The organism is Aeromicrobium sp. Root472D3 (assembly GCF_001426485.1).
Taxonomy (GTDB): Bacteria; Actinomycetota; Actinomycetes; order Propionibacteriales; family Nocardioidaceae; genus Aeromicrobium.
Map to the genome: position 1 here is coordinate 37,256 of NZ_LMET01000001.1, position 26,329 is coordinate 63,584.

At 72.1% G+C, this 26,329-nt stretch carries 27 protein-coding genes; 17 read left to right on the forward strand and 10 right to left on the reverse strand.

Annotated features, from left to right (window positions below):
• The first annotated feature begins 137 nt into the window (after positions 1–137).
• The 5 genes from ASD10_RS00205 to ASD10_RS00220 all read left to right on the forward strand — a co-directional run bounded on the left by ASD10_RS00205 (position 138) and on the right by ASD10_RS00220 (position 4,102).
• The gene (locus ASD10_RS00205; RefSeq protein WP_082555922.1) at positions 138–1,091 is read left to right on the forward strand and encodes a transporter substrate-binding domain-containing protein; all 954 of its coding nucleotides are present in this window, start codon (positions 138–140) and stop codon (positions 1,089–1,091) included.
• A gap of 71 nt (positions 1,092–1,162) precedes the next feature.
• The gene (locus ASD10_RS00210) at positions 1,163–1,930 is read left to right on the forward strand and encodes an SDR family NAD(P)-dependent oxidoreductase (protein WP_056602936.1); all 768 of its coding nucleotides are present in this window, start codon (positions 1,163–1,165) and stop codon (positions 1,928–1,930) included.
• A gap of 101 nt (positions 1,931–2,031) precedes the next feature.
• Positions 2,032–3,477, forward strand: coding sequence for an LCP family protein (locus tag ASD10_RS00215; protein WP_056602939.1), 1,446 nt, complete (start codon positions 2,032–2,034; stop codon positions 3,475–3,477).
• 125 nt (positions 3,478–3,602) lie between these two features.
• Entirely contained in the window at positions 3,603–3,731 is a 129-nt protein-coding gene (locus ASD10_RS19465) for a hypothetical protein (RefSeq protein WP_255355077.1), read from the forward strand.
• Entirely contained in the window at positions 3,728–4,102 is a 375-nt protein-coding gene (locus ASD10_RS00220) for a VOC family protein (RefSeq protein WP_056602942.1), read from the forward strand. Before ASD10_RS19465 ends, ASD10_RS00220 begins: the two co-directional genes overlap by 4 nt.
• Positions 4,103–4,122: 20 nt before the next feature.
• On the opposite strand, the gene ASD10_RS00225 is transcribed toward ASD10_RS00220, so the two are convergent.
• Positions 4,123–5,751, reverse strand: coding sequence for an amidohydrolase (locus ASD10_RS00225; protein WP_056602945.1), 1,629 nt, complete (start codon positions 5,749–5,751; stop codon positions 4,123–4,125).
• A gap of 66 nt (positions 5,752–5,817) precedes the next feature.
• Between ASD10_RS00225 and ASD10_RS00230 the strand changes: the two genes are divergently transcribed.
• The 5 genes from ASD10_RS00230 to ASD10_RS00250 are packed head-to-tail and all read left to right on the forward strand — an operon-like array spanning position 5,818 to position 9,676.
• Positions 5,818–6,777 (forward strand): sensor domain-containing diguanylate cyclase, encoded by a 960-nt coding sequence (locus tag ASD10_RS00230; protein ID WP_056602948.1) that lies wholly within the window; start codon positions 5,818–5,820, stop codon positions 6,775–6,777.
• A 46-nt stretch (positions 6,778–6,823) separates the two neighbouring features.
• Positions 6,824–7,486: a lysoplasmalogenase gene (locus ASD10_RS00235; protein WP_056602951.1), complete on the forward strand. Its 663-nt coding sequence runs from the start codon at positions 6,824–6,826 to the stop codon at positions 7,484–7,486.
• Between the two features lie 9 nt (positions 7,487–7,495).
• A complete protein-coding gene (locus ASD10_RS00240) occupies positions 7,496–8,257 on the forward strand; it encodes a 1-acyl-sn-glycerol-3-phosphate acyltransferase (RefSeq protein WP_235501723.1) in 762 nt (253 codons plus the stop codon).
• A gap of 25 nt (positions 8,258–8,282) precedes the next feature.
• Positions 8,283–9,128, forward strand: coding sequence for an alpha/beta fold hydrolase (locus ASD10_RS00245; protein WP_056602954.1), 846 nt, complete (start codon positions 8,283–8,285; stop codon positions 9,126–9,128).
• On the forward strand, positions 9,125–9,676 hold the full coding sequence (locus ASD10_RS00250) for a hypothetical protein (RefSeq protein WP_056602957.1): 552 nt from the start codon (positions 9,125–9,127) through the stop codon (positions 9,674–9,676). Before ASD10_RS00245 ends, ASD10_RS00250 begins: the two co-directional genes overlap by 4 nt.
• Here the strand turns inward: ASD10_RS00250 and ASD10_RS00255 are convergent.
• Positions 9,666–10,505, reverse strand: coding sequence for an exonuclease domain-containing protein (locus tag ASD10_RS00255; protein ID WP_082555923.1), 840 nt, complete (start codon positions 10,503–10,505; stop codon positions 9,666–9,668). The genes ASD10_RS00250 and ASD10_RS00255 overlap by 11 nt on opposite strands.
• A gap of 107 nt (positions 10,506–10,612) precedes the next feature.
• On the opposite strand from ASD10_RS00255, the gene ASD10_RS00260 reads away from it, so the two are divergent.
• Positions 10,613–11,146, forward strand: a complete 534-nt coding sequence (locus ASD10_RS00260) for a hypothetical protein (RefSeq protein ID WP_157432390.1) — start codon at positions 10,613–10,615, stop codon at positions 11,144–11,146.
• Between the two features lie 33 nt (positions 11,147–11,179).
• On the opposite strand, the gene ASD10_RS00265 is transcribed toward ASD10_RS00260, so the two are convergent.
• The 8 genes from ASD10_RS00265 to ASD10_RS00300 all read right to left on the reverse strand — a co-directional run bounded on the left by ASD10_RS00265 (position 11,180) and on the right by ASD10_RS00300 (position 19,908).
• Positions 11,180–11,893, reverse strand: coding sequence for a gamma-glutamyl-gamma-aminobutyrate hydrolase family protein (locus ASD10_RS00265; RefSeq protein ID WP_056602965.1), 714 nt, complete (start codon positions 11,891–11,893; stop codon positions 11,180–11,182).
• Positions 11,890–12,657: a 3-oxoacyl-ACP reductase gene (locus ASD10_RS00270; protein WP_056602968.1), complete on the reverse strand. Its 768-nt coding sequence runs from the start codon at positions 12,655–12,657 to the stop codon at positions 11,890–11,892. Before ASD10_RS00270 ends, ASD10_RS00265 begins: the two co-directional genes overlap by 4 nt.
• A gap of 44 nt (positions 12,658–12,701) precedes the next feature.
• Positions 12,702–14,054, reverse strand: a complete 1,353-nt coding sequence (locus tag ASD10_RS00275) for an aldehyde dehydrogenase (RefSeq protein ID WP_056602971.1) — start codon at positions 14,052–14,054, stop codon at positions 12,702–12,704.
• 121 nt (positions 14,055–14,175) lie between these two features.
• Complete coding sequence (locus tag ASD10_RS00280) at positions 14,176–15,546, reverse strand: glutamine synthetase family protein (RefSeq protein ID WP_056602973.1); 1,371 nt, start codon at positions 15,544–15,546, stop codon at positions 14,176–14,178.
• 58 nt (positions 15,547–15,604) lie between these two features.
• Positions 15,605–16,327 (reverse strand): FadR/GntR family transcriptional regulator, encoded by a 723-nt coding sequence (locus tag ASD10_RS00285; RefSeq protein ID WP_056602976.1) that lies wholly within the window; start codon positions 16,325–16,327, stop codon positions 15,605–15,607.
• Positions 16,328–16,381: 54 nt separating this feature from the next.
• Positions 16,382–17,917, reverse strand: a complete 1,536-nt coding sequence (locus tag ASD10_RS00290; protein WP_056602979.1) for an amino acid permease — start codon at positions 17,915–17,917, stop codon at positions 16,382–16,384.
• 178 nt (positions 17,918–18,095) lie between these two features.
• A complete protein-coding gene (locus ASD10_RS00295; protein WP_056602982.1) occupies positions 18,096–18,701 on the reverse strand; it encodes a hypothetical protein in 606 nt (201 codons plus the stop codon).
• A gap of 37 nt (positions 18,702–18,738) precedes the next feature.
• The gene (locus ASD10_RS00300) at positions 18,739–19,908 is read right to left on the reverse strand and encodes a peptidoglycan-binding protein (RefSeq protein ID WP_157432391.1); all 1,170 of its coding nucleotides are present in this window, start codon (positions 19,906–19,908) and stop codon (positions 18,739–18,741) included.
• A gap of 146 nt (positions 19,909–20,054) precedes the next feature.
• On the opposite strand from ASD10_RS00300, the gene ASD10_RS00305 reads away from it, so the two are divergent.
• Genes ASD10_RS00305 through mnhG form a run of 6 tightly spaced genes read left to right on the forward strand, consistent with a single transcriptional unit; the run spans position 20,055 to position 26,322 of the window.
• Positions 20,055–22,952 (forward strand): Na+/H+ antiporter subunit A, encoded by a 2,898-nt coding sequence (locus tag ASD10_RS00305; RefSeq protein WP_056602987.1) that lies wholly within the window; start codon positions 20,055–20,057, stop codon positions 22,950–22,952.
• Entirely contained in the window at positions 22,949–23,458 is a 510-nt protein-coding gene (locus tag ASD10_RS00310) for a Na(+)/H(+) antiporter subunit C (RefSeq protein ID WP_056602990.1), read from the forward strand. Before ASD10_RS00305 ends, ASD10_RS00310 begins: the two co-directional genes overlap by 4 nt.
• Positions 23,455–25,047, forward strand: a complete 1,593-nt coding sequence (locus ASD10_RS00315; RefSeq protein ID WP_056602993.1) for a Na+/H+ antiporter subunit D — start codon at positions 23,455–23,457, stop codon at positions 25,045–25,047. Before ASD10_RS00310 ends, ASD10_RS00315 begins: the two co-directional genes overlap by 4 nt.
• Complete coding sequence (locus ASD10_RS00320) at positions 25,044–25,598, forward strand: Na+/H+ antiporter subunit E (RefSeq protein WP_056602996.1); 555 nt, start codon at positions 25,044–25,046, stop codon at positions 25,596–25,598. Before ASD10_RS00315 ends, ASD10_RS00320 begins: the two co-directional genes overlap by 4 nt.
• The gene (locus ASD10_RS00325; RefSeq protein ID WP_082555924.1) at positions 25,595–25,957 is read left to right on the forward strand and encodes a monovalent cation/H+ antiporter complex subunit F; all 363 of its coding nucleotides are present in this window, start codon (positions 25,595–25,597) and stop codon (positions 25,955–25,957) included. The genes ASD10_RS00320 and ASD10_RS00325 overlap by 4 nt, the downstream gene beginning before the upstream one ends.
• The gene (gene mnhG, locus ASD10_RS00330) at positions 25,954–26,322 is read left to right on the forward strand and encodes a monovalent cation/H(+) antiporter subunit G (protein ID WP_082555925.1); all 369 of its coding nucleotides are present in this window, start codon (positions 25,954–25,956) and stop codon (positions 26,320–26,322) included. The genes ASD10_RS00325 and mnhG overlap by 4 nt, the downstream gene beginning before the upstream one ends.
• Positions 26,323–26,329 lie beyond the last annotated feature (7 nt).

Here is a 26,329-nt window from a genome sequence, read left to right on the forward strand (position 1 = left end):
GTTCGGGACGGAAATCCCTTGACAGTGGTGACCGCGGATGTACACACTTCGAACGTCTGGTCGCACAGCGAACACGATCAGTCCCTCCGATCTCGGGGTAGTCGGCGGCAACAACCCATTCATCAGGAGAAAGACCCATGGCATCTCTGCGATCCAGCAGTGCTCGTAAGGCGATCGTGTCCCTCGCGACCGCGGCCGTCATGACCGCCGTTCTCGGGGCGTGCGGCAGCGGATCCGACAGCGACGGAGGCAACGCCTCCTCCGGAGGCAGCGGCGCCGACAAGGGGGTCACCGTCGCCGGCGTCACCATCACCAAGGACGACGACCTCGCGGCCATGGTGCCCAAGGACGTCGCCGACAAGGGCGAGCTGACCGCGATCGTCTACGACAACGCGCCCGCCGACACGTTCGTCGACGAGGACGGCAAGATCACGGGCTGGGGCCCCGAGTTCGGCGAGGCCGTCTCGGCGCTGCTCGGCCTCAAGTGGGCCCCCGAGGCGTCCGGAGCGTTCGACACCTTCATCCCCAGCATCCAGAACGGCCGCTACATCACCGGCCCGTGGGCGTCGCTGACGGTCCTGCCCGAGCGTCTCAAGGTCGTCGACATCGTCGCCGTCCACGAGAACTCGACGGGCGTCATGACGAACGAGGACAGCGACCTCACGATCTCGACCCCCGAGGACCTGTGCGGCCTGAACGTCGCGGCCCTCGCCGGCTCGTCGTTCATCTCGCAGCTCGAGGAGGTCAGCACGACCTGCACCGACGCCGGGAAGAAGGCGCCGACCGTCAAGGCGTACCCGCAGCAGGCCGCGGCCCAGCTCGCCGTCAAGAACGGCCGCGCCGACGCCTTCGCCACCGCCAAGGGACAGCTCGCCTGGCTCCTGCGCGAGACCAAGGGCTTCAAGCTGCAGCCGCTCGACTACCAGCCCGCCCTCGAGGGCATCGGCGTCTCGAAGACGTCCGGCATGACCGAGCCCATCGCCGCCGCGATGGACAAGCTCATGGAGGACGGCACGTACGAGACGATCCTGAAGAAGTGGGACGTCGACTTCGGCCTGCTCGACAAGTCGCAGATCAACCCCACCAGCTGACCCCCGCACCACCCTCGACGTGGCCGGGCGAAGACCTCTTCGCCCGGCCACGTCCGTCTGATCGGAGACCCATGGACTACTCGAAGCTGTTCGACCTCACGGGTCGCCGCGCCGTCGTGATCGGCGGGGGACGCGGCATCGGACGCGAGACGGCCCTGGCGCTCGCGGCGCACGGCGCCGACGTCACGGTGGCCGACGTCGACCAGTCGCTGCTCGACGAGACGGCCTCCCAGCACGCCGGCATGGCGACGTACCGGGTCGACGTCCTCGAGCCCGGCGCCCTCCTGGCGATGGCCGACGAGATCGGCACCACCGACGTCCTCGTGCACCTGCCCGCCCGCGGCGCCCGCAAGCCGCTCGTCGACCTGACGATGCAGGAGGTCAACGACGTGCTGCAGCTCAACCTCGTGTCGTGCTGGGACGCGATCCGCAGCTTCGCCCCCGCCATGGCCGAGCGCGGCAGCGGCTCTATCATCGCGTTCTCGTCGATCCGCGCGACGCTCATCGAGCCCGGTCAGGGGATCTACGGCGTCTCCAAGGCCGGCGTCGCGCAGCTGGTCCGCGGCGCCGCGTCCGAGCTGAGCCCCCGCGGCGTGCGGGTCAACGCGATCGCCCCCGGCGTCGTCGAGACGCCGCTGACGCAGAGCCTGCGGTCGAACCGGGAGTGGTACGACGCGTACTCGCAGAAGAACGCGCTGGGTCGCTGGGCGCAGCCGTCCGAGATCGCCGGCGCCTCGGTGTTCCTCGCGTCCGAGGCGGCGTCGTACGTCACCGGCAGCGTGCTCACGGTCGACGGCGGGTGGACCGTCGTCGACGGTCGCTACGACCCTCCCCTGTGAGCGGGACGACGACACGTGCGGGGCAGATCACGCGCCATTCCTAGCCTCTGCTCAGGTTGTGCTCGTACTCTGGAAGTTCTGCCGACACCAGGAGCCCACGAGTGACGACCCCCGACCCCGCGCCGACGGACACCGCGCCGAAGCGCCGACGCGAGCCCTCGCGACGCCGCATCCTCGTGCGCCGCGCCCTGCTCGGCGTCGGCGTGCTGGTGCTGGTGCTGGGCGTCGGCGCCGCCGCGGCGATCTGGAAGCTGCAGGGCAACATCGACAAGGCACCGCTGACCGAGTCGGTCGTCAAGGACAAGACCCCCAAGGGCGCCATGAACATCCTGTTCATCGGCTCGGACTCCCGCGACCTCGGCACCGACGAGTACGGCAAGGGCACCGGCTCGCAGCGCAGCGACGCCCTGATGCTGGTGCACTTCTCGAAGGGCAACACCCGCATCGACGCGGTGCAGATCCCCCGCGACACCCTGCTCGACCTCCCGGCGTGCGAGGACACCGGCAGCGGTGCCTTCGCCGGCGGCACCGACCAGATGATCAACGCGGCCCTCGACGGTGGCCCCGCGTGCTCGGTCAAGGCCGTCGAGACCTTGAGCGACGTGCGCATCGACCACTTCGTGCAGCTCGACTTCGACGGCTTCGCCTCGATGGTCAACGCCCTCGGTGGCGTCAACGTGTGCCTCGACGAGGCGCTGGTCGACAAGGACGCCAAGCTCGACCTGCCCGCCGGCGAGCAGAAGATCAAGGGCAAGGACGCGCTCGCGCTGGCCCGCACCCGTCACGCCGTCGGCGACGGCAGCGACATCGGCCGCCTCGGCCACCAGCAGGTCGTGATGTCGTCGATCATCAACCAGGCGCGCAGCACGAGCGTCCTCACCCGGCCCGACAAGCTCTTCAAGTTCGTCAACGCGCTCACGAGCTCGATCACGGTCGACGAGGGCATCTCGTCGATCCCCGACCTGACGGGCCTGGCCAAGCGGGCGCGCGAGGTGCCCGACTCGGGCATCACGTTCGTGACGATGCCCAACGGCGCGGCCCCGCAGGACGTCAACCGCGTCGTCAAGACCGATGACGCCGACACGATCTTCAAGGCCATCAAGAAGGACCAGGAGATGCCGGTCGAGGGCGAGGAGTCGACCGACGCCGACGGGGACAGCGGCAGCGGCAGCGGCTCGGGGGACGGCACCGGGACCAGCGACCCGCGCTCGACGCCCGTCCGGGTGCTCAACGCGGCGCAGACGTCGGGGCTCGGCACCTCGGCGCAGACCGCGATGACGGGGCTCGGCTACACCGTCAGCGGCGTCGCGACGGCGCAGAGGCCCGCGACCGCGACCCGCATCTTCGTCGACGGCACGCCCCAGGCGCAGGCCACCGCCGAGGCCATCAACGCCGACTTCGGCTTCGGGGCCGAGATCGTGCGGCAGGACATCACGGGCGTGTGGCTCATCATCGGCGCCGACCGCATCGAGGCCGGCACCGACCCGGTCAAGCCCAAGCCCGTCAAGGCCACGAGCCGCAAGGCCACCGACTCCCTCTGCGTCTGAGCCCCGGTCGCCGCGGTCGCTGTTTCCCGGGTTCACCCCGGCTTCCGCGCGTCCCGTGCGCCGGATCCGGGGTGAACCCGGGAAACCGCGGGGTTGCGGCGGCGCGCGGCGGGTACGGAGCAGCCATGACCCAGAATCCCGAGCCCCTGACCAACCCCGGCGAGACGCCCGACCCCGACGAGGCGCCCCTGCCTCCCCTCGAGCCGAGCGTCACGAACCCCGACGCCGACGGGACGGACGCCGTCCCGTCGTGACGGCCGTCGGCAGCCTGCGCTCGATCGTCCTCGAGTGCGCGGAGCCCGCTCCGCTCGCCGAGTTCTGGGCGGCCGTGCTCGACCGCCCGGTCGTGCAGCGCGACGACGACTGGTGGGCGCTCGAGCGTCGCCCGGGCGAGGCACGCATGTGCTTCCAGGTCGTGGACGCCTTCGAGCCGCCCGCGTGGCCCGGCGAGCACGGCGAGCAGCAGGCGCACCTCGACGTCGAGGTGGACGACCTCGACGTCGCCAAGACGGCCGTGCTCGGGCTCGGCGCCCGCCGGCTGGGCGACGTCGTCGAGGAGCCGGACGACCGCCCGTGGCAGGTCTTCGCCGACCCGGCAGGGCACCCCTTCTGCCTCGTCACCTGAGCGCCGTCGCCTGACGGTCGTCAGGCCTCGAACACGAGGCGGCCGTCGACGTACGTCCGCACGACGCGGGACGACGCGATCTGGTCGTGCGGCAGGGCCAGCAGGTCGCGGTCGAGCACGACGAGGTCGGCCGCCCGACCCACCTCGATCGCGCCGGACGAGTCGTCCCGGCGACAGATCCAGGCACTGCCCCGGGTGTACGCGTCGATCGCGAGCTCGAGCGGCACCGACTCGCCGGCCAGCAGCGGCTCGAGCGCGCTGCCCGGCTCGCGGCGGGTCACGGCGACCTGGATGCCCTCGAGCGGGTCGGGCGACGACACGGGCCAGTCGCTGCCGAACACGAGCGGTGCCCCCGCGTCGACCAGCGACCGGAAGACGTACTGCTGCTCGCGCGCGACCTCACCGAGGAACGGCAGCGTCAGGTCGACCATCTGGTCGTCGAGGCACGCCCACAGGGGCTGCGCGTTGGCCGTGACGTCGAGCGCGCCGAAGCGGTCGACGTCGTCGGGGTGCACGATCTGCACGTGCGCGAGGTGGTGCCGGTTGCCCAGCCGCCCGTTGACGTCGATCGCGTGCTCGATCGCGTCGAGGCTGTCGCGCACCGCCCGGTCGCCGAGCGCGTGCAGGTGCACCTGGAAGCCCAGCGCGTCGAGCTGCTGCACGTGACGGGCCAGGTCGGCGGCCTCGATGAACGACAGGCCGACGTTCGCGGTCGCGTGGCCGTGCGCGTCGAGGTACGGCTCGATCACGGCGGCCGTGAACGTCTCGCACACGCCGTCCTGCATGATCTTGACGCTGCCGGCGTCGAGGCCCGCGGCCGCGGCACGGTCGCGGCGGGCGACCAGGTCGGCGACCTGCTCGTCACCGCGGGCGCGGTCCCACCACAGGGCCGCGACGACCTTGGCGGTCAGCGAGCCGTCGCGGAGCGCGTCGAGGTAGGTGTCGAGCGAGTCGGCCATGCCGAGCCCCTCGCCGACCAGGGCGTCCTGCCACCCGACGATGCCCAGCGAGTGCAGGTGCGCCTGCGCCGTCATGAGCGCCGCGTGCCGCTGCGCCGCGTCGGCGGGCGGCACCAGGGCGCGCACGAGCTCCATGGCGCCCTCGTGGAGGGCGCCGGTGGGCCGACCGTCGCGATCGCGCTCGATGCGTCCGTCCGACGGGTCGGGGGTCGACCCGTCGATGCCGGCCAGCCGCAGGGCCGCGGTGCTGACCCAGGCGCTGTGGTGGTCGCGGTTCGGCAGGAAGACCGGGCGGTCGCCGACGACGGCGTCGAGGAGGCGCGCCTCCGGCACGCCGCCCGGGAACGCCTCCATCGACCAGCCGCCCCCCAGCAGCCACTCGCCGCCGTCGCCGTCGACCGGGTGCGCGGCGTGGTGCTCCGCGACGACCGCCAGGTAGCCCTCGACGTCCGCGGCTCGCGAGAGGTCGCAGGCGTTCATCTCGAGGCCGGCCTGCACGGGGTGCACGTGGGCGTCGTGGAACCCGGGCAGCACCCACCCACCGCGCAGGTCGACGACCTCGCCCTCGGGCGGCAGCCCCGACCCCATGGCCGCGATCCGGCCGTCGCGCACCACGAGGGTGTCGACGTCCGGCAGCCACCGACCCCCGGCGTAGAAGTGGCCGTCGACGAAGGTCAGGTCGTGCGTCATGGGCCTCAATGTGCCAGATCGGCGGTTGACCCCGCGCGCTCGCCGCCCGCGAGGCACACTGGACCCGTGAGCACGAGGGAGCAGGTCGACGGGGCCGACACGTTCAGCACGTCCGCCGATCAGGTGATCGCCTACCTGAAGGCGCACACCCCGATCCCCGAGTGGTCGGTGTCGCGCGTCGCGGCCGGCGAGCAGGTGCACATCCACACCGGCGACAACGAGATGCTGCAGCTGGGGCGCCGCGTTCCGTGGGACGACACGTTCTGCATCCGCATGTCGAACGGCGCCGACCGCATCGTCCTCGACGCCGCCGAGCACCCTGCGTACTCCGACCTGCCCGACGCGGGCGTCGTCCGGGCCTATGCCGGCACCCCCATCACGGACGACGACGGCCGCACGTTCGGCACGCTGTGCGGCGTCGGCACCGAGCCGCTCGGCGGCTTCGACGAGATCGACGCCGACCTGATCGAGCTCATGGCCGGCCTGCTCTCGTCGCAGCTCAAGCTGGCCCGCATCGCCGACCGCGCACGGCGCACCGCCGACCTCGCCCGGGCGCTGGCGCAGACCGACGCCCTGACGGGGCTGGTCAACCGCCGCGGGTGGGACCTCCTCGTCGAGGACGCCGACCGTCGCATCACCGCCTACGGCGACCCCGTCGCGATCGCGGTCATCGACCTCGACGGCCTCAAGACCCTCAACGACCTCGAGGGCCACGCCGCGGGCGACGAGCTCATCCGGCACGCCGGCGAGGTGCTCTCCACGGCGGCACGCGCCGGCGACCGCGTGGCCCGCTACGGCGGTGACGAGTTCGCGATCCTGTCGAACAACGTCGCCGTCAAGGACCTCATCGCCCACTTCGCCCGCTTCTCCGAGGCCTTGGCCGACGCCGGGATCGCGGCCTCGCTGGGGTGCGCGCCCACCAGCGCGGGAGTCGTCGACGTCGCCGGTGCGTTCGAGCTCGCGGACGCCGACATGTACGCGGCCAAGCAGACGCGCCGCGCCCGCCTCGCCGGCGAGGTCGGCTGACGCCGAACGGCCCACCAGGCGGCCCGCCGTCGGTACGGTGACGTCCATGACCGCCGTCCGGAGCCCGTGGCTCGTCGCGTTCGGGCTCGTCGCCGTCGTGCACCTGGCCCTGAACGCTGCGGGCACGACCCCGCTCGACAGCATCAGCAAGTGCCTGCTGGCCCCGCTGCTCGCGGTCTGGGTCGCCCGGCAGGGCGGTCCGCGGCTGCTGGTCGTCGCCCTGGCCCTGTGCTTCCTCGGCGACCTGTTCCTCGAGATCGACGACCTGTTCGTCGTCGGGATGGCGGCGTTCGCGGGCGCCCACGTCGCCTTCGTCACGCTGTTCGTCCGTCGCGGCGCGCTCGACCGGCTCAGGCGGCGTCCGCAGGCCGCGGTCGCCTACGCCGTCGTCGCGGTCGCGATGGTCGCGTGGTGCTGGGGCGGGCTCGAACCGGCGCTCAAGCCCGCGATCCCGGTGTACGCGGCGCTCCTGGTCGGCACCGCGACGGTCTCGCTGGCCGTCGACGTCCGGGCGGGCGTGGGCGGGGCGCTGTTCCTCGTCTCGGACGGCATCATCGCGCTGTCGCAGGCGGGTCGCATCGACGCCGACGCGACCGCCACGGGCCTGGCGATCATGACGCTGTACATCGCCGCGATCCTCCTGCTCGCGACCGGTGTCGTGCGCCGCGACGCGCGGACGCCCGCGACCACGCCCCACCGCGCCCCGTAGGCTGGGCCGGTGCCGGGCAAGGACAGGACGTACCGCTTCGTCATCGTGGTCTTCGGGATGCTGTTCCGGCTGATGGGCTACCGGTTCGACGTCCGGGGCGTCGACAACATCCCCACGTCGGGGCGCGCCGTCCTGGCGGGCAACCACATCGGCTTCCTCGACTTCACGTTCATCGGCTACGCGGCCCGCCCGCGCGGGCGCCGCATCCGCTTCATGGCCAAGACCTCGGTGTTCCAGCTGCCCGTCGTCGGACGCCTGATGCGCGCGATGCACCACGTCCCGGTCGACCGGTCGCACGGCGCGAGCGCCTACCGCCGGGGGCTCGCGCTGCTCGACGACGAGCAGGTCGTCGGCGTGTTCCCCGAGGCGACCATCAGCCGGTCGTGGCTGCTCAAGCCGTTCCGGCGGGGCGCGGCCGGTCTGGCGCTGCACCGCGACGCCCCCCTGGTGCCGGTCGTGGTGTGGGGCGGCCACCGCATCTACACCGTCGACGGCCACCGCTCCCTGCGGCGCGGCGTCCCCGTCACGATCGTCGTCGGCACCCCGCTGCGTGCCGAGCGGGGCGAGACCGTCGACGCGCTGTCGGACCGCCTGCGTGCCAGCATGGAGCTGCTGCTGGCCGAGGCCATCGACACCTACCCCGAGAGCCCCCGCGACGAGGACGACCGGTGGTGGCTGCCGCACGACCGGGGCGGAGCGGCACCCGATCCGAGGACCGCGGCCGTGCTCGACCGCGAGGCCGTGGCCCGCATCGGCGAGACCTTCGAGTGACACCCGGACGACACGAGGAGACACCATGACGTACGACTCCACCACCCCCGTCACCGTGGGCGAGCTGACCTTCGACGTCCGGTTCGCCGGGCCCGACGACGGCGAGCCCGTGATCCTGCTGCACGGCTTCCCCGAGACGTCGCTGTCGTGGACGCAGGTCGCGCCGCAGCTGGCCGACGCCGGGCTGCGGGTCGTGGCCCTCGACCAGCGGGGCTACTCCCCCGGCGCGCGCCCCGAGGGGGTCGAGGCCTACACGACCGACCTGCTGGTGCAGGACGTCATCGGCGTCGCCGACGCCCTCGGCATCGGCGACTTCGACGTCGTGGGCCACGACTGGGGCGCCGTCGTGGCGTGGCTGACGGCGGCCGCCCACCCCGAGCGCGTCCGGACGCTCACCGCGGTGTCGGTGCCGCACCTGCGCGCCTACAACGAGGCCCTGCGCAACGACCCCGACCAGCGCGAGAAGGGCGCCTACATGCAGGTGTTCCGGCAGGAGGGCGTCGCCGAGGACCTCCTGCTGGCCGACGGGGCCCGCCGCCTCGGCGCGATCTACGGCGACGCCGTACCGACGCCGCTGGCGGCCCGGTACGTCGCACACCTGGGCGAGCCGGGAGCCCTGACCGCGGCGCTCAACTGGTACCGGGCCATGACGGCCGAGCTCGCCTCGGCGCCGCGCACCGTCGTCCCGACGACGTTCGTGTGGGGCGAGCACGACCAGGCGATCGGCCGCGTGCCGGCCGAGGCGTGCGGCGACTTCGTCGACGCCGACTACCGCTTCGTCGAGCTGACCGACATCGGCCACTGGGTGCCCGAGCAGGCACCCGACGCCCTCGCCGCGGCGGTCCTCGACCGGGTGCGCGCACGGGCATGAGCACCGGCGGCACCGGGGGCGCCCTGCCGTGGCCGGCGTGGATCGTCGAGGCGCTGACGGCGTCCGGCGGATCGGCGACGCCCCTGCAGGTGTCGCGTCACGTGTGGGCCCACCGCCGGGCCGAGCTCGAGGGGTCAGGCGACCTGTTCCACTCCTGGCAGCTCGACCTGCGCGAGGCGGCCGCGGGCATGGCCGCCTCGGGCCTGCTGTCGACCGTCGACGACGCGTGGGTCGTGGCCGACGAGTCAGCGGCGCGGGCGCTGGCGGCCAGGCGGTCGGGCTGGGACGCCGACGAGGTCGCGGTGGCCGTCGCGGCCTACGTCTCGCTGCTGCGCGACCGCGACGAGGGGCGGCCCCTGCACCACCGCGAGGCCGTCAAGGCGGTGGGCGAGCGCACCGGACGTCCGGTGTCGGCGGTCGAGAGCCTGTTCGCGAACGTCTCGGCGGTCGTGCAGGAGCACGGCGTCGAGCCCGTGGCGGCGTACGCGCCACGGTCGAACGTGCCGCGCGGCGTACGGCCGGCGGTGCGGGAGGCCCTCAGCCCGTGAGGACCGTCGCCCCGACGCGCGCCAGCGGCCAGCCCTGCGGGTCGTCGAGCGAGCGGCCGACGCGACGGGCGTAGTCGTTCCAGTCGTCGGCGCGGTCGGCGAACCAGCCGCGCTGTCGATCCATCAGGTCGGCGAGGGTCCCGGAGGCGACGGCCGGGTGGCGGCGGCCGATCTCGTGCGCGATCTCGCGCGCCGCCCGTGCGTCCGCCGTCGCGTCGTGGGCGTGGTCGAGCGGCACGCCGTAGTAGGCGGCGACGTCGGTGAGGCGTCGCGGCCCCAGCCCGCCGCGCTCGATGCCCCAGTCGACGACGTACGGGTCGACGACCAGGAGCCGCTGCCAGTCGGGCTGGCCGACACCCCAGCGCTCGGCCTCGGCCCGCAGCATCGTCAGGTCGTAGGCGGCGTTGTAGACGACCAGACCGACACCCCGGTCGACGAGGTCCTGCACCCAGGCCGCGATGCGGGCGATCGCCTCGACGGACGACGGTGCGCCCGCCAGCACCTCGGCGGTGAGGCCGTGGACCGCGGCGGACGCCGGCGGGATCTCGACACCGGCGTCGACGAGCCCCGTGACGTCGTCGCCGCGGTCGCCCAGCAGCGCGTAGCTGAGGACCCGGTCGGTCAGCGGGTCGACCCCCGTCGTCTCGAAGTCGAGGGACGCGAGCGGGGCCTGGTGCCAGCCGGGGTGGTCGCCGCGGGCCGGCGGGCGCGGGGTGCAGCCGAGGCAGATCGTGCGCCAGCTGCCCGGCAGGCCGATCAGGCGTCCCGCCGCGATCGCGACCGCGATGCCGCACACGGCACACACCCCGGCATACCTGTTGGCTCTCATCGACGGCCTCCTGGCGCTGGTCGCTCCGTGCTCGTTCCCGGATGACTCACGCTAGCCGCGCGCCCCGACACGTCCGGTGCGCGACACGCGACGTGTACCGTCGCGGCATGCGCCGCGTCCTCGTCCTCCTGGCGGCCCTCGCGCTGCTGGCCGGGTGCGCGGACGGCGACGAGCCGACCGTCTCCGCGGCGAGGCTGGCGCAGCAGCAGGACCGCGTCGACTCCGTCGCGCAGCGCGTGGTGGGAGCGCTCGTGACCGGCACGGGCGCCCAGCCGCCGAGCGCCGACAGCCTGGGGCGGGGCCTCTACACGGGCTGCGACGACGGCGACCCCGACGAGGCGGCGTACTTCGTCGACACCTTCGTGACGTACGACGTCCGCCCTCCCGAGCAGGCCGCCGACGACGTGGCGCGGGCGCTGCGCGACGGCGATCTGGAGGTGTCGACGCTCGAGACGTCGCGCAGCCGGATGCTCGTCGTCGACGGGCTGACGGTCGACGTGTCGTCGCAGGAGAAGCGCGGCGGATCGGCCGGTCAGAACATCTTCGTCAGCACCGACTGCCTCCGGATCGGCGAGAAGGCCATCGCCGCCTTCAACGCCCGCAACGGCCGCGACGTCCCCACTCCCTCAGCCCGGCGGTGACCTAGCGACCTGTCGAGCGCCGTGACACGTCGCTCAGTCACCGCCCCGGACGGCCGCGGCGACGAGGGCACGGAACAGCCCGGCGTCCTCGCGCGTCTCGGGGTGCCACTGCACCGCGAGCCGGAACCGGTGGCCCGGGTGCTCCATCGCCTCGAGGGTCCCGTCGGCCGCGCGGGCGGCGGGGACGAAGCCGGGGTGGTCGACCACCGCCTGGTGGTGGTGGCAGCGCACCGCGCCCGTGTCGCCGATCGCGGCGGCCAGCCGGGTGCCCGCCAGCACGTCGACGTCGACCTCGCCGAACGCGGCCCCGCCCGGCGAGTGCCGGCTCGAGCCGACGATGTCGGGCACGTGCTGCTCGAGCGTCCCGCCCGCATGGACGGCCATGACCTGCATGCCGCGGCAGATGCCGAGCACCGGCAGGTCGGCCGGTGCCGCGTCGAGCAGCGCGAGCTCCCAGGCGTCGCGGTCCTCGCGCCACGCCGCCGTCCGGGCGTGCGGCTCGGCGTCGTACCGCGACGGGTCGACGTCCGCCCCGCCCGAGATCAGCAGGCCGTCGAGCCGCGCGACCACGGCGGACGCCGCGGCGGCCGGGCCGGGCGGCAGCAGCACCGGCACCCCGCCGGCCCGCTCGACCGATCGGGCGTAGGTCGCGGGCAGGACGTCGGCCAGCTCGTCCCACACGCCCCACCGCGCCTGCTCCCGGTAGGTCGAGATCCCGATCAGCGGCGTCACGACTGCGTCGCTCACAGCGGGGTGACGTACGCCCCGGAGATGCCGCCGTCGACCAGGAACGTCGACGCCGTGATGAACGACGACTCGTCGGAGGCCAGGAACAGCACGGCGTTGGCCATCTCGACGGGCTCGGCGAACCGTCCGACCGGGACGTGCACGAGCCGCCGCGCGGCCCGCTCGGGATCGGACGCGAACAGCTCCTGCAGCAGCGGGGTGTTGACCGGGCCGGGGCACAGCGCGTTGACCCGGACGCCCTCGCGGGCGAACTGCACGCCCAGCTCGCGCGACATCGACAGCACGCCGCCCTTCGAGGCCGAGTACGAGATCTGCGACGTCGCCGCTCCCATGACCGCGACGAACGAGGCCGTGTTGATGATCGAGCCCGACTTCTGCTCGAGCATGTAGGGCAGGGCGGCCTTGCAGCACAGGTAGACGCTGGTCAGGTTGACGTCCTGCACGCGCTTCCACGCCTCGAGGTCGGTGTCGAGGATCGAGTCGTCCTCCGGCGGGCTGATGCCGGCGTTGTTGAACGCGATGTCGACCGAGCCGTAGGTGTCCTTCGCGGTCCGGAACAGCGCGTCGACCTGCTCCTTGTCGGTGACGTCGACGTGCACGTAGGTTCCGCCGACCTCCTTCGCGACCTCGGCCCCCTTGGCGTCGTCGAGGTCGCCGATCACGACCTTGCCGCCCTCCTCGGCGAACCGGCGGACCGTCGCCAGTCCGATGCCCGATGCGCCGCCCGTGACGACGGCGGTCTTGCCTGCGATGCGTCCTGCCATGTGATGGTGCCCCTTGCTGGTCGGAGATGTCTCGTCGCTGATGACTACTCGTTCGAAAAGAAGATGTTCTTGACCTCGGTGAAGCCGTGCGGGGCGTCGGGCCCCAGCTCGCGGCCGATGCCCGACTGCTTGAAGCCGCCGAACGGCGTCCAGTAGCGGACCGATGAGTGCGAGTTGACGCTGAGCGCGCCCGCCTCGACGGCCCTCGAGACGCGCAGCGCCCGTCCGACGTCGCGCGTGAAGATCGAGCCCGACAGCCCGAGCTCGGTGTCGTTCGCGAGCCGCACGGCGTCCTCCTCGTCGTCGAACGGCATGACCGCCACGACGGGCCCGAAGACCTCTTCGCGCCAGATCGGCTGCGACGGGTCGTCGGCCAGCACGACGGTCGGGGCGAACCAGTAGCCCGGGCCGTCGGGACGCGAGCCCTCGAACGCGACCTCGGCCGCGTCGACGTGGCCCGCGACGCGCGCGTGCTGCGTGGCCGAGATCAACGGACCCATCTCGCTGCTCCGGTCGGCCGGGTCGAGCACCCTGACGGCCTTGACGGCGGGCTCGAGCAGCGACACGAACTCGTCGTACGCCGAGCGCTGCACCAGGATGCGCGAGCGGGCGCAGCAGTCCTGGCCCGCGTTGTCGAACACGGCGGACGGCGCGGACGCGGCCGCCCTCGCCAGGTCGGAGTCGGCGAAGACGATGTTGGCGCTCTTGCCGCCGAGCTCGAGCGTCACGCGCTTCACCTGGTCGGCGCAGCCGCGCATGATCTGCTGGCCGACCGCGGTCGAGCCCGTGAAGCACACCTTGCGGACGGCGGGGTGCGTCACGAAGCGCTCGCCGACGACCGGGCCACGTCCCGGGAGCACCGTGAGGACCCCCTCGGGGAGCCCCGCCTCGCGGCCGAGCTCGCCGAGCCGGATCGCGGTCAGGGGGGTCAGCTCGGCCGGCTTGAGCACGACGGTGTTGCCGGCGGCCAGCGCGGGGGCGAACCCCCAGCCGGCGATCGGCATCGGGAAGTTCCACGGGACGATGATGCCGACGACCCCGAGAGGCTCGTGGAACGTCACGTCGATGCCGCCGGCGACCGGGATCTGGTGCCCGGTCAGCCGCTCGGGCGCGGCGGAGTAGTAGTTCAGGACGTCGCGGACGTTGCCCGCCTCCCACGTCGCGTTGCCCCACGTGTGGCCCGCGTTGCGGACCTCGATCTCCGCGAGCTCGTCGACGGCGTCGTCGACGAGGGCCGCGAACCGGCGCAGCAGCCGCGCCTTCTCGCCGGGCGCGACGTCGCGCCACGCCGGGTACGCCGCGGCGGCCCGCTCGATCGCCGCGTCGGTCGCGGCCAGGTCGGCCATCTCGACCTCCGCGACGACCTCCTCGGTCGCCGGATTCACCACGCTGTACATGTCACTCACGTCTTCACTCTCCTATGTTCTGAAACCGCGTCCCGACCATGGGCCGAGCGAAGCGAGGCAAGCTCCCGCGCGGAGCGCGGCAGCGACGAAGTCGCTGGACCGGCGAAGCCGGTCAGAGCCGTTCGAAGCCGCGCTTCAGCTCCCAGTCGGTGACGGCGGCGTCGAAGGCCCTGAGCTCGACGTCGGCCATGGTCGTGTAGTGGTCGACGACCTCGTCGCCGAGCACGGCGCGGGCGATCGCGGAGCCGTGGAACGCCTCGCGGGCCTCGCGCAGCGTCGTCGGGACCTTGGGCTTGCCCGACGCGTACGCGTTGCCGGTCTGCTCGGGCTCGAGCTCGAGGCCGTGCTCGATGCCGTACAGCCCGCCGCCGAGCATCGCCGCCAGCGCCAGGTACGGGTTCGCGTCGCCGCCCGGCACCCGGTTCTCGAGCCGCGCGCTGGGCCCGTGACCCACCAGGCGGACGGCGCAGGTGCGGTTGTCGAGGCCCCAGGCGATCGCCGTCGGGGCGAACGAGCCGTCCGCGAACCGCTTGTACGAGTTGACGTTGGGCGCGTAGAGCAGCGTGAAGTCGCGCATCGTCGCGAGGATGCCGGCGAGGAACTGGTCGTAGACCGTGCTGCGGGCTCCGCCGTCCGGGCCCTCGTCCCAGAACGCGAGCCCGCCGTCGGCGTCGCGCAGCGACAGGTGGACGTGGCACGAGTTGCCCTCGCGCTCGTCGTACTTGGCCATGAACGTCAGGGCCTTGCCGTGCTGCGCCGCGATCTCCTTGGCGACGGTCTTGTAGACCGCGTGGTTGTCGGCGGTGACCACGACGTCGTCGTAGAGGAAGCCGATCTCGTGCTGCCCGAAGTTGCACTCGCCCTTGGCCCCCTCGACGTTCATGCCCGCGGCGTACATCGTGTTGCGGATGTCGCGCAGCAACGGCTCGACCCGCGTCGTGCCGAGGATCGAGTAGTCGACGTTGTACTGGTTCGCGGCCGGCAGGCCCCGGTACTCGTCGCGCCACGCCTGCTCGTACGTCGTGTCGAACAGGATGAACTCGAGCTCGGTGCCGGCCAGGGCGACGTAGCCCGCCTCGGCGGCCTTGGCGACCTGGGCCTGCAGGATCGTCCGTGGCGACTGCACGACGGGGCTGTGGTCGAGCCACACCAGGTCGCACTGGACCATGACGGTCGCCGGCAGGTGCTCGAGCCGGCGGATCGTGTCGAAGTCGATCGCGAACTCCATGTCGCCGTAGCCCTTCTCCCACGAGCTCATGGCGTACCCGTCGACGGTGTTCATGTCGACGTCGACGCTCAGCAGGTAGTTGCAGCCCTCCGTCCCCTGCTCGACCACGACGTCGAGGAAGTACGCGGCGTGCAGGCGCTTGCCCTGGAGCCGGCCCTGCATGTCGGTGAAGGCGACGACGACGGTGTCGACGTGGCCCTCGGCGATCTGCACGCGGAGCTGCTCGAGCGTCAGGAGGTTCTGGTGCCGGGTCATGTCGGTGCCACTTCCGTCCGGGGGTGGGTCTTCTGGGGAGGGGTCGTGCGGGGACGGGTCACAGCAGCCCCCTGAGCAGGGCGGCGGTGTCGTCGCAGTGGCGCTCCATCGTCAGGCGTGCCGCGTCGGCGTCGCCGTCGAGGATCGCCTGCACGATCGCCCCGTGCTGCTCGCGCGAGTGCTCGATGTTGCGGTCGAGCACCGGGATCGCGTCGAGCATGTCGTGCAGGCACATCTGCACCGTCGTGACGGCGTCGAGGGCCATCGGCGACCCCGTCAGCGACGCGATCGCGAGGTGCAGCTGCGAGTCGGCCTGCCGGTGCAGCGCCTTGCTGGTGGCCTGGTCGACCTTGGCCAGGGCCGCGCGCAGCATCGACGTCTGCGCGTCGCCGAGCCCGAGCTCGGCGACGGCCTGGGCGGCCCCGGGCTCGACGATGCGGCGGAACTCGAGGGCGTCGAGCAGCTCGTCACGCGGACGCTGCAGGGTGCGCGACCCCGGCTCGTCGGGCCGGTGGTCGACGACCGTGCCCCCACCCCGTCCGCGCCGGGTCACGACGAGTCCCGCCTCGCGCAGCGCCGCGATGGCCTCGCGCAGGGTCGCCCGCGAGACGCCCATGTGCTCGGCGAGCTCGCGCTCGGGCGGCAGCGTGCTGCCCTGCTCGTAGACCCCGAGACGGATGGACGTCGCGAGCCGCTCGACGCACGCCTCGAACGCGTGGTGCCCCCGCACGGGGCGCAGCACCGCGGCCGCGAGGTGCTCGTCCAGCAGGATGTCGCTCACGACGCCCTCCGTCCCATGGCGGTCTCGAACTCCGGTCTGGTTCCGAACCTTATCTCAGTCCTTGAAGGCGTCGGTGACCGCCGAGTCGATCGTCATCTTCGGGCCCGTGAACCACTTCTTGGCCGACACCTGCCACCAGATCGCCAGCACGATCAGCGTGCCGCCGGTCAGGATCGGCGCGTAGTTGACGGCGCTCCAGCTGAAGTCGTCCGAGAAGATCCACCCGGCCGGCACGAACGGCAGGATGAAGTAGACCGAGATGATCGCGATCTCGGCGACCGCCAGCAGGTTCATCCACTTGTACTTCTGGCCGTTGTTCCAGCTGCCGGGCACGAAGTCGTCGCCCATCTTCCAGCGCAGGAAGATCGGGATCGCGAAGGCCAGGTACAGGCCGATCACGGCGACCGAGGTGACGGCGTAGAAGGCGATCGGGACACCGCCGATGCTCTTGAGCGCCGGCAGCGTGATGATGACGCCGGTGACCGCCACGAACGTCACGGCGTTGGCGGGCACCTTCGTGCGGGGGTTGACCTTGGCCCACAGCCGCGAGCCGGGGATCGCACCGTCGCGGCTGAACGCGAACGTCATGCGCGAGGCGCTCGTCAGGCACGCGACGGCGCAGAAGAACTGCCCGGCCGTCGAGATCGCGAGGATCATGAAGTGCCAGCCCTCGGGCAGCGCCTGGCCGAAGATCACGTCGACAGCGCCGAAGCCGTCCGTGACGCCCTGCGGGTCCTGCACCGCGAACAGGAACGCCAGCAGCAGGAGGTAGCCGCCGATCGCGGAGTACGCGATCGAGCGCCAGATGCCCTTCGCCGCGCCCTCCGCGGCACCCTGCGTCTCCTCGGCGAGGTGGGCGGACGCGTCGAAGCCCGTGATCGTGTACTGGGTCAGCAGGAACCCGAGCGGCAGCACGAGGAACCAGTACTTGCCGTCGAGGTAGCCCGAGTTGTTGATGCGCTCGGTGAACACGAAGTCGATGCTCTGGTGCGAGTCGGGGATGATGACGAGGATCAGGATGACCGCGGCGGCGCCGGCGACGTGCCACCAGACCGAGATGTTGTTGAGCACGGCCAGCAGGTGGCCGCCGTAGATGTTGAGCAGGGCGCCGAGGGCGAAGATCACGATGAACGTGATGAACACGCGGGTCAGCGAGTAGCCGTCGGCGTAGCTGCTGCTGATCGTGCTGATCGTCAGGTCGAAGAACGTCGCGCAGCCGTACGCGACGGACGCCGTGACCGCCAGCAGCCCGATGAGGTTGAGCCAGCCCGTGAAGAAGCCCGTCGCGGGGCCGCCCATCTTGGCGGCCCACCAGTAGATGCCGCCCGACGTCGGGTAGGCCGACACCAGCTCGGACATCGTGAAGCCGATGATCAGGATGAAGATCGAGATGACGGGCCAGCCCCACGAGATCGCGACGGGACCGCCGTTGTTCCAGGCCTGGCCGAACGTCGTGAAGCAGCCCGCGAGGATCGAGATGATCGAGAACGAGATCGCGAAGTTCGAGAAGCTCGACCAGTTCCGGTTGAGCTCCTGCTTGTAGCCGAGCGACGCGAGCAGCTGCTCGTCGTCGTTGAGTTGATCCGCCATGAGTGCACCCAGCTCTCTGAAGAAGTTGGTGCACGCTACTGCGGTACGACTTCAGACCACAAGGGGTCCGGGGCCCCCTTTTCGTCCCGAATGTGCCGGAAACACGACGGAAATCGCAGCGTATCGGGCACCGCGCCACCCGATCCTCGGCCGGCGCCGTGGACGACGGCCTGGGGTGTCAGCGGGTGCGGTCGTCGCGGTGGCGCAGCTCGTCGCGCTCGCCCTTGAGCCGCTTGACCTCGGCGCGCCGGCTCTTGAGCCGCATCGTGACGACCGTGAAGCCGATCACGAGCGCCGCGCCGATCACGACGCCGATCAGCGTCGCGGCACGGAAGCCCGGGGCGTCGACGTCCATGATGCGCTCGCCGGCGTGCGCCGCGTTGCTGTTGCCGGCCACGACCGACAGCGTCAGCCAGTTCGGGGCCGCGAGCGCGATCGCGACCAGCGCCACGATGCCGCGCCACGTCCAGCTGAAGAAGCCGCGCCGCACCTGCACGAGCAGCAGCAGCGGCACCGCCGTGAAGACGATGCCGTAGAACAGGCCCCACGTCGTGCCGCGCGTGAAGTCGCCACCGACCTGGTCGGCGACGCGCTGCGCCCACCAGCGCGGGAAGAACGCTGCCGACATCAGGTAGACGAGGTAGGCGACGCCGACCAGGACGATCGCCAGCACGATGCGTCGCACCCAGCGGTGGGGCGTGACGTCGGGCTGCTCGCGGATGCGGCGCTCGAGGTGGTCGTCCTCGGTCTCGGGGTTGTGGGCGGCCGAGCTCTGGTCGTTCATGGAACTCATGATGGCAGCCCGCGGCGGATCCGCCCGGTCAACCCAGCGCGGCCTGTATCGCCTGCCATTCCGGACCGTCCACGACGCCGTCGACCGCGAGACCGGCACCCGCCTGCACCCGCTCGACGGCGGCGCGGGTGACGGGGCCGTAGAAGCCGTTGCGGTCGGCCGTCGCCAGGCCCAGCGCGGTCTGCAGCACCACGACCGCCTCGGCCGCCCGGCCCGGGGCGAGCGACGTCGACGAGTACCGCGCGACGCCCCGCGCGGCGGCCTGGCGCCGGCTGAGCCTCGCGACGGTGCGCCGGCGGATGCTGCCCCGGTCGAGCGACCCCCACGTCGGCTGGTCGAGCGCGCCCGTCACCGGCAGGTCGTGGGCGCGCTGGAAGGCGCGCGTCGCGTTCCTTGTCGCCCGGTCGAAGCGGGACGTGGCGGGCACGCCCAGCAGCGTCTGCGCACGCCGGACCGTCCCGCCGGAGCTGCCGTAGGCGCGGTTGCCCCGCGACGTGCGCACGAGCGCCTTCGTCGGCGTCCCGCACCGGGCCGTCCGCGGCGAGCTGGTCGGCGGCGCGTACGAGCCCGCGAACCGCACGCACGGGCCGACGTCGACGACGCCGACCGCGCCGGTCCAGAACGACGTGCTGCCACGGGCCCCCGCCCAGCTGAACGAGACGTGCACGTGATCGGTGTGCGCGTAGCTCGTGCGCCAGCCGGCCTTCGCGTTGTAGACCGACCAGATCTTCTTGTTGTAGATGACGTACATGATGCCGAGGCGGCGCGCGTTGAGCCCGCCGTCGCGGGTCACCCAGGCGATGAAGTCGGCCGCGGCCGCGCGCTCGGCCGGCCGTCGGGTGTCGACCATCCAGTCCATCGCGCGGCCCTCGCTGTGCTCCGACAGCCCCTCGGTGCAGCCCCGCGAGATCGACCCGGGCCGTCCGACGCCGTACGTCGAGAGCAGCAGGTCGCGCAGCATCAGCGGGCCGGCCATGTCGACGGGGTTGCAGCTGACCTGCGGCAGGTAGGGCGAGACGGGGTCGACCCCGGCCGGCAGCGGCACCGGCGACGTCAGCCCGGTCGGGGACGACGGCAGCGACACCGGCGGCGACCCCGCCGAGCCCGCCGCGGACGCGGGCGCCTGCATCCCGCCCGCCGCCACGGCCAGCGCGACCACGACGGGCACGACCCCGCGCACGACACGACTGCGCCCCATGACGTCATCTCCCCACGACGGTGGCCTCTCCCGGGGCCTGCTGCTCCCTGCAGCGACCACCATCGTGCGCCGCCCGAGGCCCGTCTGTCCCGGCATCGGGGGAACTGACGACTCGTCATGACCCTCCGATAGGGTGGGGGCACGCCATGACTGCCCTCTTGACGCTCCATTTCCTTGCCGCAGCGGGGGCGCCTGTCCTCGTCCGGGGCATCGGCCGTCGGGCGTTCCTCGTCCTGGCCCTGGCACCGGCGATCTCGTTCGCCTGGCTGCTGCCCCACGTCCTGCGCATCACCGACGGCGCACCCCCGCACGAGCAGCGCATCGCGTGGATCCCGACGATCGGGCTCGACCTCGACTTCGTCATCACCCCGCTCAGCGGCGTCCTGGCCCTCGTCGTGACGGGCGTCGGAGCCCTCGTCCTCGTGTACTGCACGTGGTACTTCCGCCCCGGCGACACCGAGATCTGGCGGTTCTCGGGCGTCCTGACGGCCTTCGCCGGCTCGATGCTCGGCCTGGTGCTGTCCGACAACGTCTACGTGCTCTACATCTTCTGGGAGCTCACGACGGTGCTCTCGTTCCTGCTGATCGGGCACAACCCCGAACGACGCGCCAACCGCCGGGCCGCCGTCAACGCCCTGCTCGTCACGACGTTCGGCGGTCTCGCGATGCTCGTCGGCCTCGTGATGCTGGCCGACGAGGCCGGCAGCCCGCGCCTGCAGGAGATCGTCGCCGCCCGCCCCTCCGGCACCACCGTCACGGTCGCGGTCATGCTCGTCCTGGTCGGTGCGATCTCGAAGTCGGCCCTGGCGCCGTTCCACTTCTGGCTGCCCGGCGCGATGGCCGCGCCCACCCCCGTCAGCGCGTACCTGCACGCCGCCGCGATGGTCAAGGCCGGCATCTTCCTGGTCGCCCTGCTGGCCCCCGCCTTCGCCGACGTGCCCGGCTGGCGGCCGACGCTGATCGTCCTCGGCATCGTCACGATGATCCTGGGCGGGCTGCGCGCGCTGCGCCAGTACGACGTCAAGCTGCTCCTGGCGTACGGCACGGTCAGCCAGCTCGGCTTCCTGATCGCGATGGTCGGGGCCGGCACCCGGTCGGCCGCCTTCGCGGGCCTGGCCCTCGTCTGCGCCCACGGGCTGTTCAAGTCGACCCTGTTCCTCGTCGTCGGCATCGTCGACCGCTCGGTCGGCACCCGCGACCTGCGCGAGCTGTCGGGCATGCGCCAGGCGCGACCCGTGCTGTTCGTCGTGACGGTCGTCGCGACGGGGTCGATGGCGGGTCTTCCGCCGCTGTTCGGCTTCACGGCCAAGGAGAGCGGCTTCGCGGCCTTCGCCGACCTCGGCGACGACCTCGGGTGGGGCGGATGGTCGGTCCTCGCCCTGGCCGGCATCGTCGTCGGCAGCATCCTGACGGTCGCCTACAGCGCCCGGTTCGTCTGGGGCATCTTCGCGGTCAAGCCCGGGGCCCCGATCTGCAGTCCCAAGGACTTCTCGCCGGCGTTCCAGGCCTCGCCCGTCGTCCTCGCGGTCCTGACCGTCGTCGCGGGTCTCGCCGGCCCGTGGCTGACGCCGCGCCTGATGTCGTACGCCGAGGCCATGCCGCCCGGCGCGCACGAGGCCGAGCTGACCCTGTGGCACGGCTTCAGCCTGGCGCTGGGCCTGTCGGTCCTGTGCGTCGTGGTGGGCCTGGCGCTGTTCTGGTGGCGCAAGCCCGTCGCCGCGTTCCAGCACGGCGTGGCCGACCGCGTCCGGGTGCCCGACGCCGAGCGCGCCTACTACTGGATCATGCGCGGCGTCGACCGGCTGTCGGTCGAGGTCACGGGCCTGACGCAGCGGGGCTCGCTGCCGATCTACCTCGGCGTGATCCTGGTCGTCCTGATCCTGGTGCCCGGCACGGCCCTGGTCCGCGCGTGGGGCGACATCGCCGTCCGCGGTTCCGACAGCCGCATCCAGCTGGCCGCCGCGGTGCTAATGGGCGGTGCCGCGATCCTCACGGTGCGCTCGCGCCGGCGCCTGCGCGCCGTGCTGCTGGTCGGCATCACGGGCTACGGCACCGCGCTGCTGTTCGTCGCGCACGGCGCCCCCGACCTCGCACTGACGCAGATCCTGGTCGAGACGTTCCTGCTCGTGACGTTCGTGCTGGTGCTGCGCCGCCTGCCGCCCTTCTTCTCCGACCGTCCGTTCAACGTCGCCCGGTGGGTGCGCGTCGGCATCGGCGTCGCCACCGGCACCGTCGTCGCGGGCTTCGCGCTCGTCGCGGCGAACGCCCGCACGGCCAACCCGATCTCGGACAAGTTCGCCGAGCCGGCCGTCGAGTACGGCGGCGGCGACAACATCGTCAACGTGACGCTGGTCGACATCCGCGCCTGGGACACGCTCGGCGAGCTCTCGGTGCTGGTCGTCGCCGCCACCGGCGTCGCGAGCCTGATCTTCCTCATCACCGACCGCTCCGGTCGCCCGCGCCGCGCCGAGCCCACCGAGGGCACGGCCCCCAGCGCCAACGGACGCTGGCTGCGCTCGACCCGTCCCGCGACCGACGCCCGCCGCTCGGTGGTGTTCGAGGTCGTGACCCGGCTGATCTTCCACACCGTGATGATCTTCTCGATCTACCTCATGCTGGTCGGCCACAACCTGCCCGGCGGCGGCTTCGCCGGCGGTCTCGTGGCCGGTCTCGCGCTGATGATCCGCTACCTCGCGGGCGGGCGCGCCGAGCTCGACGAGGCCGCCCCGATCGACGCGGGCGTCGTGCTGGGCATCGGCCTGGCCGTCGCGGCCCTGTCGGGTCTCATCCCCACGCTGCTGGGCGGCGGCGTGCTGCAGAGCGCGATCGTCGACGTCCACATCCCCGTGCTCGGCACCCTGCACCTCGTGACGTCGGTGTTCTTCGACATCGGCGTCTACCTCGTCGTCATCGGCCTCGCGCTCGACGTGCTGCGCAGCCTCGGCGGCGGCATCGACCAGCAGATCGAGGACGGTGCCGAGGGCGGCGACCCGTCGTCCACGCCGGCCCAGACCCACCCCGTCGTCGAAGGGGGACGCGCATGACCCCCAACCTGCCCCTCGTGATCCTGGTCGGCGTCATGGTCGCCGCGGGCGTCACGCTGGTGCTCGAGCGCAGCCTGACCCGCATCCTGATCGGCTTCGTGCTGATCGGCAACGGCGTCAGCGTGCTGTTCCTCGTCGTGTCCGGTCCCGCCGGCACCGCACCCATCGTCGGCCTGTCCGACGAGCCCATGAGCGACCCCCTGCCCCAGGCCATGGTGCTGACGGCCATCGTCATCACGCTGGGCGTCACGGCCTTCGGCCTGGCCCTGGCCTACCGCGCCTGGCAGCTGACCGGCCACGACGACGTCCAGGACGACGTCGAGGACGACCTCATCCGCCGCCGGGCCGAGCAGGACGAGACGTCCGTGACGTTCGACGAGGCCGACGCCGCCCTGCCCGACGAGGAGGGCTCCGACGCCCCCCACCACCGCGAGATCCACGAGGTGCCCGCCACGACGGTGCCCGAGGCCCTCGACGCCGACGACGACACGCAGGCCCTGCCATGAACCAGATCGTGCTCCTGCCCGTCATCCTGCCGCTGCTCGGCGCCGGGCTGTGCCTCGTCTTCGGGCGCTCGGCGCGGGCCCAGCGCGTCATCAGCGTCGCGATCCTGGCGCTGGTCGTCACGGTGTCCGCCGTGCTGCTGTATCGCGCCGACCACTTCGGACCGCAGACCGTCAACGTCGGCGGGTGGCCCGCCGACATCGGCATCAGCCTCGTGGCCGACCGGCTGTCGGCCCTGATGCTGCTGGTCTCGACGATCGTGACGCTGTGCGTCCTGCTGTACTCGTTCGGCCAGGGCATCGTCGAGTTCGGGCGCGACGCCCCCCTGTCGGTGTTCCACCCGACGTTCCTGGTGCTGAGCGCCGGCGTCTCGAACGCCTTCCTGTCGGCCGACCTGTTCAACCTGTTCGTCGGCTTCGAGATCCTGCTGGTGTCGTCGTACGTCCTCATCACGCTGGGCGGCACGGGGGCGCGGGTGCGCTCGGGCACGATCTACATCGTCGTCAGCATGATCTCGTCGGTCGTCTTCCTCGTCGCGATCGCGTGCGTGTACGCCGCGACGGGCACCGTCAACTTCGCGGCCCTGTCGGGACGCATCGCCGACCTGCCGCCCGAGGTCTCCAACCTCCTGCAGCTGCTGCTGCTCACGACGTTCTGCATCAAGGCCGCGGTGTTCCCGCTGTCGGCGTGGCTGCCCGACTCGTACCCGACCGCGCCGGCGCCCGTCACGGCGGTGTTCGCGGGCCTGCTGACCAAGGTCGGCATCTACGCCATCATCCGCACGCAGACGCTGCTGTTCCCCGAGAACGACCTGCGCACCCTGCTGCTGTGGGCCGCGGCGTTCACGATGGTCGTGGGCATCCTCGGCGCCGTCGCGCAGTCCGACATCAAGCGCATCCTGTCGTTCACGCTCGTCAGCCACATCGGCTACATGCTGTTCGGCGTCGCGCTCGGCAGCGCCGCGGGCCTCTCGGGCGCGATCTTCTACATCGCCCACCACATCACGGTGCAGACGACGCTGTTCCTGGTCGCCGGGCTGATCGAGTACCGCAGCAGCACGACCAACCTCGACAAGCTCGGCGGACTGGCCCGGGCCGCGCCGATGCTGTCGGTCATGTTCTTCGTGCCGGCCATGAACCTCGCCGGCATCCCGCCGTTCTCGGGCTTCCTCGGCAAGCTCGCGCTGGTGCAGGCGGGCGTCGACGACCACCGCTGGCTGTCGTACGTCGCCGTCGCGGCCGCGATCGTCACGAGCCTGCTGACGCTCTACGCGATCGCGAAGGTCTGGAACCGCGCGTTCTGGCAGCCCGCCGAGGACGCCGAGGCCCTCGGTGCCGACTCCCACGGCGGCTCGATGCACGGCCGCTCGGGCGTCTCGACCAAGACCGAGCGCACCAGCACCTGGAAGGTCGCCGACGACGGCGAGCAGCGTCTGCCGCTCGGCATGGTCGTGCCGACGATGATGCTGGTCGCCTGCTCGATCGCGCTGACCGTCGTCGCCGGCCCCCTGCTGGCCTTCACGGCCCGCGCCGCCGACGAGCTGCAGGGCCGCAGCGCCTACATCGTCGCGGTCCTCGGAGGTGGTGGATGATGCAGGCGTTCGGACGCGGCGTGCTGGGCCGGCTGCCCGTCGTCGTCACCCTCACCGTCGTGTGGGTGCTGCTGTGGGGCAACGTCGGCCCGCTGACCGTCCTCGGCGGCGCCCTGGCCGCGCTGCTGGTCATGACGGTGTTCCCGTTCCCCGCCGTCATGTGGAACGGGCGCTTCCGCCCGCTCCCGGCCCTCCGCCTCGTCGTGACGTTCGTGGCCGACCTGCTCGTGGCGAGCGTGCAGGTCGCCTGGATCGCGATCCGCCCGCAGGCTCCCCCGCGCAGCGCCGTCATCCGCGTGCAGATGGCGACGCGCTCGGAGCTCCTGCTGACGATCACGGCCGAGCTGATCTCGCTGGTGCCCGGCTCCCTGCTGATCGAGCTCGACAGCCGGCGCGGCCTCATCTGGCTGCACCTGCTCGACGGCAGCACCCCCGAGAAGGTCGAGCTCGCCCGCAGCAAGGCCCTCGCGCAGGAGCGACGCGTCATCGCGGCGCTCGGATCCGATCCCGAGGTCGTCGCCTGCGGGCAGGACGCAGGAGCGCACCCATGACCGTCGTCGGAACCATCTGCGTCGTGCTGCTGTCGATCACGGGCGTGCTCTGCATCGTCCGCATCGTCCGCGGCCCCACGATGCTCGACCGCACCGTCGCCGCCGACGTCTTCGTCGCCGCGAGCGCCGGCGCGATCGGCATCGAGGCGGCCGTCGAGCGGCACAGCACGACCCTGTCGATCCTCGTCGTCCTGGCCCTCGTGGGCTTCCTGAGCTCGGTCAGCATCGCGCGGTTCGCCGCACCCGACACCGACCGCCGCGCCTACGACGCCGAGCCCACCGACCCCGACCACGGCCCCGAGGGCGTCGGCGACGGCGACCAGCCCGTCGACCCCGACCAGCGGGGGGTGGCACCGTGATCGACGTCCTCGCCGGCATCCTGCTGGTCTCCGGCTCGCTGATGGCCACGATCGCCGCGATCGGCATCGTCCGGTTCCCCGACGTGCTGAGCCGCATGCACGCCGCGACGAAGCCGCAGACCGTCGGGCTCCTGCTGATCCTGGCCGGGCTCGCGCTGCGCCTGCGCGACCTGTCCGACATCACGATCATCGTCCTGATCGCCCTGTTCCAGCTGCTGACCGCCCCGGTGTCGGCGCACATGGTCGGACGGGCGGCGTTCCGCACCGGTTTCGCGCGCCGCGACGACCTGACGGTGTGCGAGTTCGACGCCGACGGCGAGTGGGACACCGAGGACGACGGCGCCCCCGGAAGCCCGACCCGATAGGTTCGAG

Bases quoted from the DNA above. Each gene is read 5' to 3' on its own strand.
- ASD10_RS00205 (WP_082555922.1), top strand. From the start codon at position 138: ATGGCATCTCTGCGATCCAGCAGTGCTCGTAAGGCGATCGTGTCCCTC.
- ASD10_RS00210 (WP_056602936.1), top strand. From the start codon at position 1,163: ATGGACTACTCGAAGCTGTTCGACCTCACGGGTCGCCGCGCCGTCGTG.
- ASD10_RS19465 (WP_255355077.1), top strand. From the start codon at position 3,603: ATGACCCAGAATCCCGAGCCCCTGACCAACCCCGGCGAGACGCCCGAC.
- ASD10_RS00225 (WP_056602945.1), bottom strand. From the start codon at position 5,751: ATGACGCACGACCTGACCTTCGTCGACGGCCACTTCTACGCCGGGGGT.
- ASD10_RS00235 (WP_056602951.1), top strand. From the start codon at position 6,824: ATGACCGCCGTCCGGAGCCCGTGGCTCGTCGCGTTCGGGCTCGTCGCC.
- ASD10_RS00245 (WP_056602954.1), top strand. From the start codon at position 8,283: ATGACGTACGACTCCACCACCCCCGTCACCGTGGGCGAGCTGACCTTC.
- ASD10_RS00250 (WP_056602957.1), top strand. From the start codon at position 9,125: ATGAGCACCGGCGGCACCGGGGGCGCCCTGCCGTGGCCGGCGTGGATC.
- ASD10_RS00255 (WP_082555923.1), bottom strand. From the start codon at position 10,505: ATGAGAGCCAACAGGTATGCCGGGGTGTGTGCCGTGTGCGGCATCGCG.
- ASD10_RS00260 (WP_157432390.1), top strand. From the start codon at position 10,613: ATGCGCCGCGTCCTCGTCCTCCTGGCGGCCCTCGCGCTGCTGGCCGGG.
- ASD10_RS00270 (WP_056602968.1), bottom strand. From the start codon at position 12,657: ATGGCAGGACGCATCGCAGGCAAGACCGCCGTCGTCACGGGCGGCGCA.
- ASD10_RS00275 (WP_056602971.1), bottom strand. From the start codon at position 14,054: ATGTACAGCGTGGTGAATCCGGCGACCGAGGAGGTCGTCGCGGAGGTC.
- ASD10_RS00280 (WP_056602973.1), bottom strand. From the start codon at position 15,546: ATGACCCGGCACCAGAACCTCCTGACGCTCGAGCAGCTCCGCGTGCAG.
- ASD10_RS00290 (WP_056602979.1), bottom strand. From the start codon at position 17,917: ATGGCGGATCAACTCAACGACGACGAGCAGCTGCTCGCGTCGCTCGGC.
- ASD10_RS00295 (WP_056602982.1), bottom strand. From the start codon at position 18,701: ATGAACGACCAGAGCTCGGCCGCCCACAACCCCGAGACCGAGGACGAC.
- ASD10_RS00300 (WP_157432391.1), bottom strand. From the start codon at position 19,908: ATGGGGCGCAGTCGTGTCGTGCGCGGGGTCGTGCCCGTCGTGGTCGCG.
- ASD10_RS00305 (WP_056602987.1), top strand. From the start codon at position 20,055: ATGACTGCCCTCTTGACGCTCCATTTCCTTGCCGCAGCGGGGGCGCCT.
- ASD10_RS00310 (WP_056602990.1), top strand. From the start codon at position 22,949: ATGACCCCCAACCTGCCCCTCGTGATCCTGGTCGGCGTCATGGTCGCC.
- ASD10_RS00315 (WP_056602993.1), top strand. From the start codon at position 23,455: ATGAACCAGATCGTGCTCCTGCCCGTCATCCTGCCGCTGCTCGGCGCC.
- ASD10_RS00320 (WP_056602996.1), top strand. From the start codon at position 25,044: ATGATGCAGGCGTTCGGACGCGGCGTGCTGGGCCGGCTGCCCGTCGTC.
- ASD10_RS00325 (WP_082555924.1), top strand. From the start codon at position 25,595: ATGACCGTCGTCGGAACCATCTGCGTCGTGCTGCTGTCGATCACGGGC.